Below are 15,143 nucleotides of genomic sequence, written 5' to 3'. Positions count from 1 at the left end.
GTTGCGGGGAGCCAGACGATGCAACCAGTCTAGAAACGCCGAAAACACGCAGCAATTGGTGCGTTGGGCCGCGCGACTGGTGACGCTCCGTGCCGGCCTAAAGAAATCTTCAGATGCGATCGGCGCGCGCCGGTGCTATGTTGGGTTTCCGGCCGCGCGACGCCGCGCGCCTTCTTCCGAATCCGATCATGAGTTTTCCCGACGAAGACGATTTCCACCGGCTGCTCGACGCGCTGACGACCTGCGTGCTGCTGCACGACGCGCACACCAGGGCAATCGTGTGGGCGAATCGCGCCGCGTGCATCGCGCTCGGCTTTTCGGTCGAGGAACTGCTGCCGCTGAAGGCGCCGGACATGACGCGTCCCGAGCCGAAGTACCGCCGCGAGATCGCGGTGAGCGCATGGGATCGCGCGCTCGTCGACGGGCCGCAGGTGTACGAGTGGTGCTATCGCTCGCGTACCGGCGTCGACATGCTGTCCGAGGCCACCGCGACCTACGTGCCGCTGCGCGGGCGCGACGTCGTGATGGTGCAGTTCCGCGACATCAGCGCGGAGGAGGCGGTCCGCCAGCAGTTGCGCCGCTACGAGGCGCGGCTGCGCGAGTTCATGCAGGATCTCGACGAAGGCATCGCGGTCGTGACGCCGCACGGCGGCGTGCAGTTCATCAGCGAGTCGGGCCGCCGCGTGCTCGGGCTCGCACCCGACGAGCCGCTCGGCGCGGTGCTCGACTACTGCTCCTCGACCGATCGCGACCGGCTCGTCGCGCAGTTGCGCGACGCACCGTCGGCGCACCCGTCCGCACCGCAACGCTACCGGATCGTGCGGCGCGACGGCTCGGCATGCTGGCTGCGCATCCTGTGCCGGCAGGTCGAGATCGAGGACGATCTCGACGGGCTGCTCGTGCAGTTCCGCGACGTGAGCGACGAAGTCGCGATCGAGGACGCGCGGCGCGCCGAAGCGCGCATGCTCGAATACGCGGGCCGTTACAACGCGATGGGCGAGATGGCGACCGTGATCGCGCACGAGTTGAGCCAGCCGCTCGCGGCCGTGCGCAATTTCATCGAAGGCGCGGTGCGGCGGCTGAACGGCGACGGCGCCGTCGACGACGCGATCTGGGGGCTGCGCAGCGCGGACCGGCAGGCCGAGCATGCGGCGCTGATCATCAAGAGCGTGCGCGAATTCATCGTGAAGCGCGAGCCGGTCGTCGCGCGGGCCGACCTGCGCGACATCCTCGCGGACGTCGCGTACTTCATCGAGCTGCGCGCGAAGGAGGCTGGCGTGACGGTCGCGATCGTGCAGGCCGACGCACCGCTGCCGATCCGCTGCGAACGCGTGCTGATCGGGCAGGTGATCCTGAATCTCGCGTTCAATGCGATCGAGGCATTCGCCAGTTGCGAGCGGCTGCCGCGCACGCTGACGCTCGGCACCGCGAACGTGGCCGGCCACGCGGAGTTGCGTGCGATCGACAATGGCCCGGGCATCGAGGCCGGCGCGCACGACCGGCTGTTCGACGGCTTCTCGTCGTCGAAGGCCGGCGGCAACGGGATCGGCTTGTCGCTGTGCAAGAGCATCGTCACGCGCCACGGCGGGCAGATCGCCGCGAGTCCGGCCGCAGGCGGCGGGCTCGACTGCCGCGTGACGCTGCCGCTCGCCGACGCGTCCGCCTAGCGGCTGCGCGGCGTCACGACGGGGCAGCGGCGCGCGGCGCATGGTCAGCGCCCCAGCGCCCGCGCGGTCTGGCCGCCGATGCCGAAGTCCGTGTTCGGAATGTCCTTGATGATCACGCGCGTCGCCTGCAGCGGCGCGTCGAGCACGTTCGCGCCCGCGTCGGACAGCGCGGCGATCAGCGCGCGCTTCTGTTCGTCGGTGCGGCCGGCGATCAGGATCGCGACGATCACCGGCAGCGACGGCGGCGCGCCGTCCGCGGCGCTGCGGCCGCCGAGGCCGATATGCGTCGCCGGCAGTTCGGTGAGCAACACGCGCACCGATTCGATCGGTGCGCCGATCGCGTCGACGGTCGCACCGGTCAGCCTGGCGATCAGTTCGGCCTTGCGCGCGGCATCGTGGCCGGCCGGCAGGAAAACTTCGAGTGTGGGCATGGTCGTCCGGAAAGGTGAAGGTGACCGGCTCACCGTTGCGCAGGCGATGGCGAACCGGTGGGCCGCGCAAAGGTGAAGGTGACCGGCTCACCTTTGCGTTGGCGGCGGCGAACCGGCAGCCGCTCACAGGTGAAGGTGCCCGGTTCACCATTGCGTTGGCGACGTTGAACCGGTCAGGGCTTACAGCAGGAAGCCGATGGCGCTCAGCGCTTCGGTCGAGTCGATCAAGCGCACGACTTTCTCCGCGATCCGCATCTCGCCGTCGGCATCGACGTGCAGCTTGTGCGTGACGTCGGCCGCGAACAGCGTCGCGACGCCGCGCTTGTACGCGACGACGACCTGCGCCGATTTCAGCTCGACGGTATCGGCGCTGCCGCTCTCCAGCGTGAAGCGCGACACGGTGCGCACCGTGCGCGCCGCGTCGGTCGCCGACGCCGAATAGCCGGACACCATCCGCTGCACGCGCTTCTCGCGCATGTCCTGGTCGTCGAACACGTAGTTCAGCGTCGCCGCGAAATCGGTCGTGTCGGGATCGATCGGCACCACGTAGTGCCCGGACCGGTCCCACAGGTCGAGCCACGCGCGGTAGTCGCGGCGGTCGAGCATCTCGGCTTCGCGCCACACGAATTCGACCGCGCGGGCGAAGGTCTGCTCGGAAAAGAGGGCGTTGCGGTCGTCCATCATTGTTGCTCCATCATCTTGCGCCATTGCTGGTAGGCCTCGCGCATGCCGGTTTCGTCGGTCGCATGCGCGGTCTTTTCGCCGTTCGCGGCGGTCGTCTCCCGGTTCAGCCCGCGATTCACGAGGATCGGTACGTCGGGGCCCGCGTGCGCGCCGCGCTGCACGCGCTCCCAGGCTTCCGCGTCGTCGGGGCTGCCGAAGCCGAACGGGCCCTGGAAGTGCTCGTGGATGCGCAGCCGCTCGCGGTTCGCTTCGTCGGGGCCGCCGTCCATCGCGAGCGCGACGTGGCGGATCTCCGTTTCGTTCGCGGAGATCGGCCGCAGCACGCGGAAGAACGCCATCGACAGCGCCAGGTTCGGGAACAGGTTCAGGTTGAAGCCGACGCCCATCAGCGAGCGCACGATGCGGCGCACTTCGTCCGGCGCATGGCGCTCGGCGAGCTTCGCGGCGAGCGGCGCGAAACGCTCGGGCAGCGGCGCGCCGTCGTCCTCGTCGAGATCGATCAACTCCGGCATCAGCACCGCGAGGCTGTGGCCGTTGCCGAGCCCGCGGCAGAACGCGTGCTCGCTCGTCATGAAGCTCGTGATCGCGGCGGCCGTCTCGTCGTCGATCGACTTCATCCACGACTTGTGCACGACCGGGAAGTGATAGAGGTCGGTGGTGTTCTCGAGCTGGATCTTCCAGTTGCCCTTGAACTTGAACTTGTGTTCGCCGTTCGCCTTGATCGGGTAGCCGGCGCCCTGTTTCATGAACAGGTCGATCCACGGCTTCGCGCCGCCGAGGAAATCCTCGAGCGGTTCGATCGCATCGTTGAAGCTCGCGAAGATCAGCCCCTGGTACACGCCGACGCGCAGCTTCACGAGCGGCAGGTCGCCTTTGTCGCACACGCCTTCGTAGCCGTCGCCGTACGGCAGCGCGCGCAGCGTGCCGTCGAGCGCGTACGACCAGCTGTGATACGGGCACGTGAAGCCCTTCGCGTTGCCCTTGTGCGATTCGCACACGGTCGCGCCGCGATGGCGGCAGCGGTTCTGCAGCACGTTGATCTCGCCGGTCTTGTCGCGCACGACGATCACCGGCTGGCGGCCGATCGTCGTCGTGATGAAGTCGCCCGGGTTCGGCAGTTCGCTGGCGTGCGCGACCCAGATCCAGGTGCGGTAGAAGATGCGGTCGAGTTCGGCTTCGAACAGCGCGGGATCGTGATACATCGCGGGCGCGATGCGGTCGGGCTGCGCGAGACCATGCAACGCGCGGGTGTCGATCGTCTGGTAGGCAATGTCGCTCATCGTCGTCGTGGGGAAAGAGTCGCGAAAATCGGGCCGCGCCGTGCGCAGCGTCCAGGGACCAGTCTCGTCTTCTGCTACATATCGGTCAAATTGATCTAAAATCGATGATCAAATAAATACGGCAAATGATGGAGGTCACGATGACGTCGGTCGATCATCTCGATCTGAACCTGTTGCGCGTTTTCCAGGCGATCGTCGAGGAACGCAGCCTGACGAAGGCCGGCGAGCGGCTCGCGCTGTCGCAGCCGGCCGTCAGCTATTCGCTCGGCCGGCTGCGCACGCTGTTCGACGATCCGCTGTTCGTGCGGACGCGTTTGGGCATGCAGCCGACGCCGGTCGCGCTGGAACTCGCCGGCATCGTCGGCAAGGCGCTCGACATGGTCCGCGTCGCGCTGCGCTATGCGGAGCGCTTCGATCCGGCCGCCAGCACGCGCACGTTCCGGCTGTCGCTGTCGGATGCGGGCGAGATGGCGTACCTGCCGGCGATCTGCCAGGCGCTGCGCGAGCGCGCGCCGCGCGTGACGCTCAGCGTGCAGCCGCTGCCGGTGGAGGAGATCGAGGAGGCGCTGCGCGCGAGCCGGCTCGATTTCGCGATCGGCAACCTGCCGGAGCTGATGCCGCGCACGCGCCACCAGTTGCTGTTCGAGGAAACCTACGTGTGCATGACGGGGCGCCGGCGCGGGCTGCCGGCGGCTGCCGCGCTGAGCCTCGACCAGTTCGTGCGCGCCGCGCACGTCAACGTGAAATCGGTCGAGCACAGCCACCACGCGCTCGACGACGCGTTGCGCGCGCAGGGCGTGGGCCGCAACATCGCGCTCGAGGTGCCGCACTTCGTCGCGCTGCCGAGCGTGCTGTCGGTCACCGATCTGTATGCGACGCTGCCGAAGCGGCTCGCGCAGATCCTGAACCGCGACAACGCATTTCGTCTGTATGAGCTGCCGGTCACGTTGCCGCCCGCGCCGGTGACGATGCACTGGCACGAGCATTTCCACGAGGACGAAGGCAACGCGTGGATGCGTGCGCTGCTCGCCGAGATCGTCGAGCGCTTCGACGAGTGACGCTCGGGTGGTGCGCGATGAGCGGCCGATGGGGCGCGCCGGCGTCGGCCTGCATCGGCTTCCAGCGCACCGGTGCATCGGCCCGTCGCTGGATCGGCGCCGCGGCATGTCGGCGCGCCCGACGTGTCAGAGATCGAGCACCAGCACGGCGGAACGTGCGCGCGACACGCAGCAGCAGATCACCGTATTGCTCACGCGCTCGGCCTTGCTCAGGCAGTGGTCGCGATGATCGGGCTCGCCGTCGATGACGGGCACCATGCAGGTGCCGCACACGCCTTCGCCGCATGACGTGTCGACCTCGATGCCGATCGTCGCGAGTGCGTCGACGATCGACGTATCGGGGGCGACGCGCACCGACTGGCCGCTGCGGTGCAGGCGCACTTCGAAGCCGTCGGCCAGGCTCGAACCGGCTTCGGCATTGCCCGCATCCGCGGCGACGGGTTCCGCCGCGAAGCGTTCGAGATGAATCGCGTCTTCCGGGATTCGCGTGGCCGCGGCCGCGACGACGGCATCCATGAACGGCCCGGGGCCGCACGTATAGACGTGCGCCGTAGGGTCGATCGATTCCATGCAACGGCCGAGTTCGGCCGCGAGCGCATCGGGCTCGACGCCGTAATGGAATGTCACGTGCGCCGCGAACGGCCCGGCCGACAGTTCGTCGACGAAGGCGGCATGGTCGCGGCTGCGCGCGAAATAGTGCAGTCGATAACGCGCGCCGCGCTTGTGCAGCGCATACGCCATCGACAGCAGCGGCGTGATGCCGATGCCGGCCGCGACGAGCACGTGCTCGCTCGCGTCATCGGTCAGACGAAACAGGTTGCGCGGCGTGCCGATCGACAACTCGGCGCCGACGCTCACGTCGTCGTGCAGCGAACGCGAGCCGCCGCGCGACCGCGCTTCCTTCTTCACCGCGAACAGGTAGCTGCCGCGCTCGTCGGGGTTGCCGCACAGCGAGTATTGCCGCGTGATGCCGGACGGCGCGGTGACGTCGATATGGGCGCCCGGTTCGTACGCGTCGAACGGCTGGCCGTCGACGCGCGAGACCCGGAAACAGCGGATGTCCTGCGCCGCGTCGATCAGCGCGTCGATCCGGACCTGGTGACGGTTCGCTTGCATGGGAAATTCCGTGGGATAGAGGAAAGCGGCGCGGCAGAGCCCGCGCCTTCATGCGATCGAGAATAGGGACGGGCATCGCATAAATCAAATCGATTAAAAAACGATGCCTGAATCAGCCGGATGGATAATACTCGGGCGCGCGGTCGTGCCCGGCGTTCAGCGCGCGGCAATCGCGTCGCCAGCGCCGGCGGCCTGCGGCGTCGCGGCCGACGTGTGACCGCGTTCACGGTCGAGGCTGCGGCGATAGTGCCGGCAGCCGACCGCGAGCAGCAGCGCGGCCAGGGTGGCCGCCGCGACGTTGACGATCGACATCGAATGGCCGACCGCGGCCGGTGCGCCGAACACGCGATCGGTGAACAGCGCGACGACGGTCGTGCCGATGCCGAGCGCGATCAGGTTCGACACGAGCAGGAACAACGCGGAGATCTGCGCGCGCATCTGGTTCGGTGCGAGCGTCTGCATCGCGGCGGTCGAGGTCGGCATCGGGAACGACGCGAAGAACATCGCGACGACCAGCATCGCGAGCGATGCGGGCAGGCTGTCGAGCTGCGTGAATAGCGTCGCGGGGATCGCCATGCACGCGGCGCCGATCGCGCCGGCGCGCATCGGCGCATCGCCGCGACCGCGCCGCAGCAGCCAGTCGTTGAGCCAGCCGCCGCAGAACACGCCGGCGGTGTTGGCGACCAGCAGCACGATGCCGAGCGTATAGCCAGCTTCGACGGCCGTCATCCCGAAGCGGCGGATATAGAACGCGGGCGTCCAGCTCAGCAGGCAGTACAGCGCCATCGCGTAGAACGAGAAGCCGAGGTAGTGGCACGCGAAGGTCGCGCGGTGCGTGCCGACGAAGCGCAGCGAATCGCGCATCGACACGCGCCGCACGGCGCCCGAGCGATCCTGCGCGAGCCCCTTGCGCTGCGGGTCGCGCACGGTCGCGGCGAACAGCAGCGCGACGAGGATGCCCGGCAGCCCGACGATCAGGAACGTGACCTGCCACGCATGCACCTGTCCGACGACCGGCAGCGTGAATGCGCTCGCATGCTTGAGCAGCGCGATCACGTAGCCGCCGATCAGGAACGCGATGCCGCCGCCGATGAACGAGCCGAGCGAATACACGGCGACCGCGCGCCCGAGCTTCTCCTTCGGGAAGTAGTCCGCGAGCATCGAATACGCGCCGGGCGACAGCGCGGCCTCGCCGACGCCCACACCCATCCGCGCGACGAACATCTGCACGAAATGCTGGCTGAGCCCGCACGCGGCGGTCGCGACGCTCCACAGCGCGATGCCGAGCGAGATGATGCGCGGGCGCGCATAGCGGTCGGCGAGATACGCGACGGGCAAGCCCATCACCGCATAGAACAGCGAAAACGCGAAGCCGTTGAGCAGGCTGAACTGCGTATCGGACAGGTGCAGGTCGCGCTTGATCGGTTCGATCATCAGCACGAGGACTTGCCGGTCGACGAACGAAAAGATGTACGCGAGCATGCAGATGACGACGACATACCATTCGTACGTATAGCGCTTGCCGTCGGCAGCGCGGGCCGTGGATGCGGACATGCGGGTTCTCCAGGAGCGGGCGGTGGGAAAGCGCGGCATCGGCCTGGCGGGCCGGGCGCGGTCGCGGCGCGAAAGCGTGCGGGTGACACGATCGACACGATCGGAGAGCAGCGTAGTCGGCCAAATTCGGCCGCCATAGCCGGAGTGACAGCCGCGCCACACGGACATTTACCGACCCGGATAAAGAAAACACCGAGACCGTGCGCACGGGCCGCCGTGCAGCGCGCGTGCGGCGGGGCCCGCGCGCGTCATGCGGCGCATCTATAAGCGTTATAGAGCGCATTGCGTCGACGTCCGAAATTGTCGTTCCTAGACTCGGCCCGGTTTTTATCGGCAGCGTTCGCATCTGAAAGCGAACGCGCTTCACATCAAGCGGCGCGATGCCGACAGGCGCCGCAACTTCTACGGGACGACGCAGATGAACCATCCGAACGGGCGGGCCGACCGGCTTGCCGTACCGCTTGCCGCGCTGCTCGCATGCATCGCGCTGCCGGCCGTCGCGCAATCGAGCGTGACGCTCTACGGCCGCATCGACACCGCGATCGAATACGCGAACGCCGGGCCGAACCACGTGACGCGCATGGGCAGCGGCAACCTGTGGGCGTCGCAGTGGGGGCTGAAGGGCGTCGAGGATCTCGGCGGCGGCTACGCGACGATCTTCAAGCTGGAGGACGGTTTCAACGCGGCGAGCGGCGCGTTGTCGAACAGCAGCGCGCTGTTCGGCCGCGAAGCGTGGGTCGGCATCACCGGGCCGTTCGGCGGCGTGCAGTTCGGCGAGCTCTACACGATCCTGCATACGACGCTCGTCACGTACAGCCTGCCGGGGCTCGGCGCGGGGCTCGCCTGGGGCAACGCGACCAACAATTTCGTCGGGCCCGCGTTCCTGCGCGTACGCAACTCGATGCGCTACACGTCGCCGCGCTACGCGGGCTTCCTGTTGCGCGCGATGGCCGCGCGCGGCGCCAACGGCGCGGCCGGGCAGCCGGCGACGCTCGGCGATACCTACGGCGCCGGCCTCAACTACGTGCGCGGCGGGCTGTCGGTCGACGTCGACTACATGCAGCAGAAGTTCAGCCCGGTGGCCGCATCGACGCTCGGCGCCACGAGCACGGCCGCGAACGGCAACTACACGCTCGGTGCGATTTCGTACGACTTCAACGTCGTGAAGGTGGCCGCGCTGTACCTGCGCCATCGCGGCGGCCCCGATGTCGCGACCGCGATCGACAGTCAGAGCGCCTATCCGCACAGCGACATCATGGAGCTCAGCGCGACGGTGCCGATCGGGCGTGCGTTGCTGCTGCTGAGCGTCGGCCATTACCGGAAGGTGGCCGACAGCGACGGCAATGCCGATTCGTACGGCATTCGTTTCGACTATCCGCTGTCGAAGCGCACGGTGCTGTACACGGGCGCCGCGATGGTACGCAACGGCGCGCATGCCCGCTTCGTCGTCAACGGCGCGGCCGGCGGCGGCGTCGCGGTGGCCAAGCCGGGCGCGACCGCGAGTTCGCTCGTCGCCGGCATCCTCACGTCGTTCTGAGCGTCTCGGCGAGCCCGCGCCCGTGTCCGCTCGCGCCGCTACGCGCAGGCGGGCGGCTGCGGCGCGAGCCATGCGTCGAACGGCGCCTGCTCGCCGATATTGAACAGCTCGAGCAGCAGCGCGCGCAGCCAGCGATGGCCGGGGTCCGCGTCGAAGCGGCGGTGCCAGTACGCGTTGACGCCCCATTCGCCGGCGCCGGCGATCTCGTACAGCACGCACGGCTGGCGTGCCGCGAACGTGATCGCGATCGTCTCCGGCAGGATCAGCGCGTAGTCGCCGTCCTGCAACAGCGCCGGCACCACCAGAAAATCGGGCAGCGCCGCGCGCACCCGCGGCATCAGTGCGTGCCGTTCGAGCAGTTGCATCGACTGCGGATGCGACGTGACGGCGACGAAGCGCAGCGCGTCGGGCGCCGCGCCGTCGAGCACGAAATCGTCGGGCAGCCCGACGCGCTGCGCGGTGCGGCGCGGCATCAGCAGCACACAGCGCTCGTGCAGCAGCGCGGTGCGCTGGAAGTGGCTCGACGCATCGGCGAAATGCCCGAGCGCGAAGTCGATGCGCCCCGATTCGAGCGCGACGTTCAGCTGGCATTCGTCGACGTGCAGCGTCTCGATCACGGCGCCCGGCGCGCGCCGGGCGAACGCGGCGAGCAGCGTCGGCAGGAACGCGCTCGCCGCGAAATCGCTCATGTGCAGGCGGAACACGCGCTGCGTGCTGTCGGGCGTGAAGCGTGAGCCTTCGTCGAGCACGTCCTGCAGGATCGCGAGCGCCTTGTCGACCGAGATCGCGAGCCGCTGCGCGCGCGGCGTCGGCTCGACGCCGGTGCCGGTGCGCACGAACAGCGCGTCTCGGAACATCAGCCGCAGCCGGCCGAGCGCGTAGCTGACGGACGGCTGCGTGACGCCGAGCCGCAGCGCCGCGCGGCCGACGTGCCGCGCTTCATACACCGCGCGAAACGTCTTCAACAGGTTGAGATCGAGATCCTGCACGCGCAGGCCGTCGGACGCGTCGCCGTCGTGCGGCGCGGGGTCGGGGCGGGCCGGGGCCGCGGGGCGGCCGGGAGCGGAAAGCGTCATCGTGTCTGCCTCGCGGTGACGGAAGGCGCGTGGCCGTAACGCCGTGCATACGCCTTCGCGAAATGGCCGAAGCCATGGATGCCGTGCGCGATCAATACGTCGGTCACGCTGCGCGCGTCGCCGCGCTGTAGCGCCGCGTGTACGGCGGCGAGCCGGCGCTCGCGCACGTACGCGGCCGGCGACGTGTGCAGGAACGCGCGAAACGCATGTTGCAGCGTGCGCGGCGCGACCCCGGCGACGGCCGCCAGCGCGGCGAGCGCGAGCGGTTCGCCGAGGTGCGCATCGACGTGAGCGCACGCACGGCGCACGTGCGCGGGCAGCGGCGGCGTGCCGCGTCGCAGCGCGTCGCTGTACGAATGCGGCAGGTGCGTGAGCAGCAGCGACATCAGCCACGCGGTGAGGTCGGCGCCGAACACCGGCGACGCCGCGCCGATGCCCGGCTGCGCGCCGAGCCGGCACAGGTATTCGAAGGTCGGCCGTACGAGCGCGGTGCCCGCGCCGGCACCGCCGGCCGCGAGATCGAATTGCAGCGGCCGCGTGAGCGTCGCCTGCAGCATGTCCTGCAACTTGCGCTCGAGCGCGCCGCGCTCGAGCCGCAGCACGAGGTTGCGGCAATCGGGGCTCGTGCGCAGACGGCTCGGAAGCGCGGGCGACGATACGGTCAGCGCGCCGGGGCCGGCGCGCGCGACGACGTTGCCGGCCTGCAGTTCGCACGCACCGGCGAGCGTCAGCCGGAACAGGAAGTGATCGGCATCGTCGCCGAACTCGATGCGCGTTGCGCGGCCGTAGCAGAGTTCGAGCAGCGCGCCGTGATGCAGCGGCACCTCGTACAGCTCCGCGTGAAACGGATCGCGGCCGGCCGCGGCCATCCGGTGCGGCCCGAGCCGGTGCGCGACCGCGCGTTCGACTTCGTCGGGCGCCTGCAGCGTGCCGAGCCGGTTCGGCGCATGGCGGGAAAGGGCGATGTCCATTCGTAGACCTCGTGGCGGATGCAGGGGCGCGGCAGCATCTGCCGCACCGCGATTGCGTTGCGCGAACGGGCGTGTCGTTGCGCGTTTTGAAGCGACGCGGTGCAAGTGCCCGCGTAGTCTCGGACATACTCGATCACCGGGAGAAAACGATGAAGGTATGTGTTCTGGGCGGCGGCCACGGCTGCCATGCGGCGGCCATCGACCTGCTCGAAAAAGGCCACGACGTGACGTGGTGGCGGCGCGATCGCGAGCCGCATGCGCGGCTGCGCGAGCTTGGCGTGCTGAACGTCACCGACTATCGCGGCAAGCGGGCGGTGCCGCTCGGCGATGCGCCGGGCGCGATCCGCCTGACCGACGATCTCGCCGCCGCGCTGCGCGGCGCGCGGCTCGTCGTGGTGCCGCTGCCGGCTACGTCGCACGACGCGCTCGCCGCGCAGGTCGGGCCGCTGCTGGAGGATGGCCAGGTCGTGTTCCTGCCGCCCGGCACGTTCGGCAGCGTCGTGTTCGCCCGCTCGGCCGCCGACGCCGGCAACCGTGCGCGCGTCGCGTTCGCCGAAACCGGCACGCTGCCGTATCTGGTGCGCAAGCATGGCGACAACGACGTCGTGATCAGCGCGTACGCGACGCGCCTGCCGACCGGCGTGTGGCCGGCGAACGCGGCCGGCTGGGCGTTCGACGTGCTGCGCGCCGGCTATCCGTCGGTCGAGCCGGTCGAGGATGCGTTGTCCGGCGCGCTGATGAACGCGGGCCCCGTGATCCATCCGCCGCTGATCCTGATGAACGCCGGGCCGCTCGAACACTTCGACGCGTGGGACATCCACAACGAAGGCACGCAGCCGTCGATCCGCCGCGTGACGAACGCGCTCGACGCCGAACGCATCGCGGTGCGCGAAGCGCTCGGCTACCGCGCGCCGCATTTCCCGCTCGCCGATCACTACGCGACCGACGGCGACGAGTGGATGTACGGGCGCGGCGCGCACGGCAAGCTGACCGATAGCGGCGACTGGCGCGAGAAGATCGATCTGCGCACGCATCGCTACATGCTCGAGGACACCCGGCTCGGGCTGTCGTTCATCGTGTCGTGCGGGCGCTGGGCCGGCGTGCCGACGCCCGTCGCGCAGGGGCTGCTGAGTATCGCGAGCGCGGTCGCGGTGCGCGACCTGTATGCGGAAGGGCGCACGCTGGAGCGGCTCGGGCTCGCGGCGCTGTCGAAGGATGCGCTGCGCGCGCTGCTCGACGCGGGGTACGCGAAATGAAGGCGGCTGCCGATGTGACGCGCGTCCACGTGCTCGGCGCGGGACGCATGGGGCAGGGCATCGCGCTCGTGTTCGCGTTCGCGGGCCTCGACGTGACGCTGATCGACTTCAAGCCGCGCGACGCGGCCGGCCGGCGCGCGTTCGACGTGCGCACACGCGACGAGATCATCCGGCCGCTGCATGCGCAGGTTGCGCTGGGCCGCATCGACACCGCGCAGGCGGATGCCGTCGTCGCGCGCATCGCGCTCGTGGCGCGGAACGGCGCGGCCGACGCGGTACGCGATGCCGACATCGTGTTCGAGGCGCTGCCCGAAGTGCTCGAAGCAAAGGCCGACGCGCTGCGCTGGCTCGGTGAACACGTCGATGCGCACGCAACGATCGCGTCGACCACGTCGACGTTCGTCGTCACCGAATTGCAGCGCCACGTCGCGCACCCCGCGCGGATGCTGAACGCGCACTGGCTGAACCCCGCGCTGCTGATGCCGCTCGTCGAGGTGAGCCGCAGCGACGCAACGGATCAAACCGTCGTCGACGCGCTCGCGGCGCTGCTCGAACGCGTGGGCAAGAAGCCGGTGATCTGCGGGCCGGCGCCCGGCTATATCGTGCCGCGCATCCAGGCGCTCGCGATGAACGAGGCCGCGCGGATGGTCGAGGAAGGCGTGGCCAGCGCCGAGGACATCGACACGGCGATCCGCACCGGCTTCGGCCCGCGCTTCGCGGTGCTCGGGCTGCTCGAATTCATCGACTGGGGCGGTTGCGACATCCTCTACTACGCGTCGCGGTACCTGGCCGGCGAGATCGGCCCGCGCTTCGCGCCGGCCGCGAGCGTCGTGCGCAACATGGAAGCCGGGCGCGACGGCGTGCGTACGGGCGCCGGCTTCCACGACTATGCGGCGGTCGACGTGCCCGCGTACATGCGGCAGCGGCTCGGCGAATTCGCGCGGCTGCTCGACCATCTCGGGCTGGCACCGGCGTTCGACAGCGCGCGGCGCGACACCGGGCGCTGAGCGGCGCGCGCTCATGCCGGGTCGCCGCGCGAACCGTCGGCGGGCGTGGTGCGCGTCTCGCGCATCACGCACAGCGTCGCGACCGTGACGAGGCCGAGCGCGATGAGGAACAGCGACACCGGCCACGACGCGTGATAGCGCGCGAGCAATGCGGTCGCGATCAGCGGCGACATCCCGCCCGCGAAGATCGACGCGACTTCGTGGCCGAGCGCGACGCCCGAATAGCGCACTTCGGTGCTGAACAGCTCGCCGACGAGCGCGGGCAGCGTGCCGATCATCGCGCCGTGGCTCACCGCCGTGCCGACCGTCAGCGCGAGCCACACGAGCGGCGTCACGCGCGTATCGAGCAGCCAGAAGAACGGAAACGCGCACGCAACGAGGCTCAGCGCGCCGATCAGGTACACGGGCTTGCGGCCGATCCGGTCGGACAGCCGGCCCCACGCGAGCATCGCGCCCATCTCGACGATCATCGCGATCATCACGCCGGTCAGCATCGTGCCGTTCGGAATCCCCAGGTATTTGCCATAGACGAGCGAGAACGCGAGGAAGATGTACGCACCGCCGTTCTCGGCCACGCGCAGCCCCATCGCGAGCAGGATTTCCTTCGGGTGGCGGCGGATGCACTCGACGATCGGCAAATGCGTGTGCGCACCGCGCTTGCCGGCTTGTTCGAAGTCGCGGCTTTCCGGCAGATGGCGGCGGATATAGATGCCGATCGCGAAGATCGCGACGCTCGCGAGGAACGGCAGCCGCCAGCCCCACGTGCGGAACGCGTCGTCCGGCAGCGCCTGCGCGGCGAGAAACGCGGCCGACGACAGCACGAAGCCGCCGCCTACGCCGAGCTGGCTCCACGCCGCGTAATAGCCGCGTTGCTCGGGTGGCGCGTTTTCGCTGATCATCAGCACGCCGCCGCCCCATTCGCCGCCGGACGCGATGCCCTGCAGCAGGCGCAGCACGACGAGCGCGGCCGGCGCCCACAGGCCGACCTGCGCATAGGTCGGCAGCAGGCCGATCGCGAAGGTCGACGCGCCCATGATCAGCAGCGTCCAGACGAGCGATGCCTTGCGCCCGTAGCGATCGCCGATGTGGCCGAACACGATCCCGCCGAGCGGCCGCGCGACGAAGCCGAGCGCGAACGCCGCGAATGCGGCGAGGCTGCCGGCGAGCGGCGATGCGCCGGGCGGGAAGAACACGTGGCCGAACACCAGCGCCGCGGCCGTGCCGTACACGAAGAAGTCGTACCACTCCATCGCGTTGCCGGCGACGGAGGCGATGACGATCCGGCGCAGTTGCCGGTCGGCGAGCGGCCGGACGGCGCTCGGGGATTGCACGGTGTCGGTCGGGTACATGGCGGAACTCTGAAGGGGGAGGCGGGCGCGTGCCGTCTTCGCGATGCATGCGGCACTGCGGGCTAGTGTTGTCGGCCCCGCCGGCCCCGGTCAAATCCGCAGAAAAAGGGGAGTGTCATCACTCCCGCAAATGATGGTCGGGGCGCGCGTGGCCGTG

13 protein-coding genes are annotated in these 15,143 nt (G+C 69.4%); 5 read left to right on the top strand and 8 right to left on the bottom strand.

Translation table 11 applies throughout. From position 1 onward, the window contains the following. Positions 1-113 precede the first annotated feature (113 nt). Entirely contained in the window at positions 114-1,667 is a 1,554-nt protein-coding gene (locus tag MMB92_RS01855) for a PAS domain-containing sensor histidine kinase (RefSeq protein WP_124633550.1), read from the top strand. Positions 1,668-1,711: 44 nt separating this feature from the next. Here MMB92_RS01855 and MMB92_RS01850 read toward each other — a convergent pair whose 3' ends face one another. The 3 genes from MMB92_RS01850 to MMB92_RS01840 all read right to left on the bottom strand — a co-directional run bounded on the left by MMB92_RS01850 (position 1,712) and on the right by MMB92_RS01840 (position 4,062). Next, positions 1,712-2,098: a 2-hydroxymuconate tautomerase family protein gene (locus MMB92_RS01850; protein ID WP_059722431.1), complete on the bottom strand. Its 387-nt coding sequence runs from the start codon at positions 2,096-2,098 to the stop codon at positions 1,712-1,714. A 180-nt stretch (positions 2,099-2,278) separates the two neighbouring features. Next, positions 2,279-2,782, bottom strand: coding sequence for an aromatic-ring-hydroxylating dioxygenase subunit beta (locus MMB92_RS01845; RefSeq protein WP_006495639.1), 504 nt, complete (start codon positions 2,780-2,782; stop codon positions 2,279-2,281). Next, positions 2,779-4,062, bottom strand: coding sequence for an aromatic ring-hydroxylating dioxygenase subunit alpha (locus MMB92_RS01840; RefSeq protein WP_060212748.1), 1,284 nt, complete (start codon positions 4,060-4,062; stop codon positions 2,779-2,781). Before MMB92_RS01840 ends, MMB92_RS01845 begins: the two co-directional genes overlap by 4 nt. Before the next feature lie 140 nt (positions 4,063-4,202). Here MMB92_RS01840 and MMB92_RS01835 point away from each other — a divergent pair, with 140 nt between their 5' ends. Further along, a complete protein-coding gene (locus tag MMB92_RS01835) occupies positions 4,203-5,120 on the top strand; it encodes a LysR family transcriptional regulator (RefSeq protein ID WP_034203393.1) in 918 nt (305 codons plus the stop codon). Positions 5,121-5,246: 126 nt separating this feature from the next. On the opposite strand, the gene MMB92_RS01830 is transcribed toward MMB92_RS01835, so the two are convergent. Together MMB92_RS01830 and MMB92_RS01825 are read right to left on the bottom strand one after the other, a co-directional pair. Continuing rightward, the gene (locus MMB92_RS01830) at positions 5,247-6,236 is read right to left on the bottom strand and encodes a PDR/VanB family oxidoreductase (protein ID WP_059722432.1); all 990 of its coding nucleotides are present in this window, start codon (positions 6,234-6,236) and stop codon (positions 5,247-5,249) included. 156 nt (positions 6,237-6,392) lie between these two features. Continuing rightward, on the bottom strand, positions 6,393-7,790 hold the full coding sequence (locus MMB92_RS01825) for an MFS transporter (RefSeq protein ID WP_034202737.1): 1,398 nt from the start codon (positions 7,788-7,790) through the stop codon (positions 6,393-6,395). Between the two features lie 418 nt (positions 7,791-8,208). On the opposite strand from MMB92_RS01825, the gene MMB92_RS01820 reads away from it, so the two are divergent. Beyond that, the gene (locus MMB92_RS01820; RefSeq protein WP_277562477.1) at positions 8,209-9,327 is read left to right on the top strand and encodes a porin; all 1,119 of its coding nucleotides are present in this window, start codon (positions 8,209-8,211) and stop codon (positions 9,325-9,327) included. A 38-nt stretch (positions 9,328-9,365) separates the two neighbouring features. Here the strand turns inward: MMB92_RS01820 and MMB92_RS01815 are convergent, their stop codons facing one another. Continuing rightward, positions 9,366-10,403: a LysR family transcriptional regulator gene (locus MMB92_RS01815; RefSeq protein WP_059722435.1), complete on the bottom strand. Its 1,038-nt coding sequence runs from the start codon at positions 10,401-10,403 to the stop codon at positions 9,366-9,368. Beyond that, positions 10,400-11,374 (bottom strand): AraC family transcriptional regulator, encoded by a 975-nt coding sequence (locus tag MMB92_RS01810; protein WP_059722437.1) that lies wholly within the window; start codon positions 11,372-11,374, stop codon positions 10,400-10,402. The genes MMB92_RS01815 and MMB92_RS01810 overlap by 4 nt, the downstream gene beginning before the upstream one ends. A 149-nt stretch (positions 11,375-11,523) precedes the next feature. On the opposite strand from MMB92_RS01810, the gene MMB92_RS01805 reads away from it, so the two are divergent. Next, a complete protein-coding gene (locus MMB92_RS01805) occupies positions 11,524-12,630 on the top strand; it encodes an NAD/NADP-dependent octopine/nopaline dehydrogenase family protein (RefSeq protein WP_059722439.1) in 1,107 nt (368 codons plus the stop codon). Beyond that, positions 12,627-13,637, top strand: coding sequence for a 3-hydroxybutyryl-CoA dehydrogenase (locus MMB92_RS01800; protein WP_059722440.1), 1,011 nt, complete (start codon positions 12,627-12,629; stop codon positions 13,635-13,637). Before MMB92_RS01805 ends, MMB92_RS01800 begins: the two co-directional genes overlap by 4 nt. A gap of 11 nt (positions 13,638-13,648) precedes the next feature. On the opposite strand, the gene MMB92_RS01795 is transcribed toward MMB92_RS01800, so the two are convergent. Then, positions 13,649-14,986 (bottom strand): MFS transporter, encoded by a 1,338-nt coding sequence (locus tag MMB92_RS01795; RefSeq protein WP_059722442.1) that lies wholly within the window; start codon positions 14,984-14,986, stop codon positions 13,649-13,651. Between the last annotated feature and the right edge of the window lie 157 nt (positions 14,987-15,143).

The sequence above is a fragment of the Burkholderia sp. IO2 genome (genome assembly GCF_029522185.1).
GTDB lineage: Bacteria > Pseudomonadota > Gammaproteobacteria > Burkholderiales > Burkholderiaceae > Burkholderia > Burkholderia cenocepacia.
This window is presented reverse-complemented; position numbering and strand designations above follow the sequence as displayed.

Excerpts from the sequence above, each read along its gene's own strand:
- MMB92_RS01855 (WP_124633550.1), top strand. The coding sequence starts at position 114 with ATGCGATCGGCGCGCGCCGGTGCTATGTTGGGTTTCCGGCCGCGCGAC.
- MMB92_RS01850 (WP_059722431.1), bottom strand. The coding sequence starts at position 2,098 with ATGCCCACACTCGAAGTTTTCCTGCCGGCCGGCCACGATGCCGCGCGC.
- MMB92_RS01845 (WP_006495639.1), bottom strand. The coding sequence starts at position 2,782 with ATGATGGACGACCGCAACGCCCTCTTTTCCGAGCAGACCTTCGCCCGC.
- MMB92_RS01840 (WP_060212748.1), bottom strand. The coding sequence starts at position 4,062 with ATGAGCGACATTGCCTACCAGACGATCGACACCCGCGCGTTGCATGGT.
- MMB92_RS01835 (WP_034203393.1), top strand. The coding sequence starts at position 4,203 with ATGACGTCGGTCGATCATCTCGATCTGAACCTGTTGCGCGTTTTCCAG.
- MMB92_RS01830 (WP_059722432.1), bottom strand. The coding sequence starts at position 6,236 with ATGCAAGCGAACCGTCACCAGGTCCGGATCGACGCGCTGATCGACGCG.
- MMB92_RS01825 (WP_034202737.1), bottom strand. The coding sequence starts at position 7,790 with ATGTCCGCATCCACGGCCCGCGCTGCCGACGGCAAGCGCTATACGTAC.
- MMB92_RS01820 (WP_277562477.1), top strand. The coding sequence starts at position 8,209 with ATGAACCATCCGAACGGGCGGGCCGACCGGCTTGCCGTACCGCTTGCC.
- MMB92_RS01815 (WP_059722435.1), bottom strand. The coding sequence starts at position 10,403 with ATGACGCTTTCCGCTCCCGGCCGCCCCGCGGCCCCGGCCCGCCCCGAC.
- MMB92_RS01810 (WP_059722437.1), bottom strand. The coding sequence starts at position 11,374 with ATGGACATCGCCCTTTCCCGCCATGCGCCGAACCGGCTCGGCACGCTG.
- MMB92_RS01805 (WP_059722439.1), top strand. The coding sequence starts at position 11,524 with ATGAAGGTATGTGTTCTGGGCGGCGGCCACGGCTGCCATGCGGCGGCC.
- MMB92_RS01800 (WP_059722440.1), top strand. The coding sequence starts at position 12,627 with ATGAAGGCGGCTGCCGATGTGACGCGCGTCCACGTGCTCGGCGCGGGA.
- MMB92_RS01795 (WP_059722442.1), bottom strand. The coding sequence starts at position 14,986 with ATGTACCCGACCGACACCGTGCAATCCCCGAGCGCCGTCCGGCCGCTC.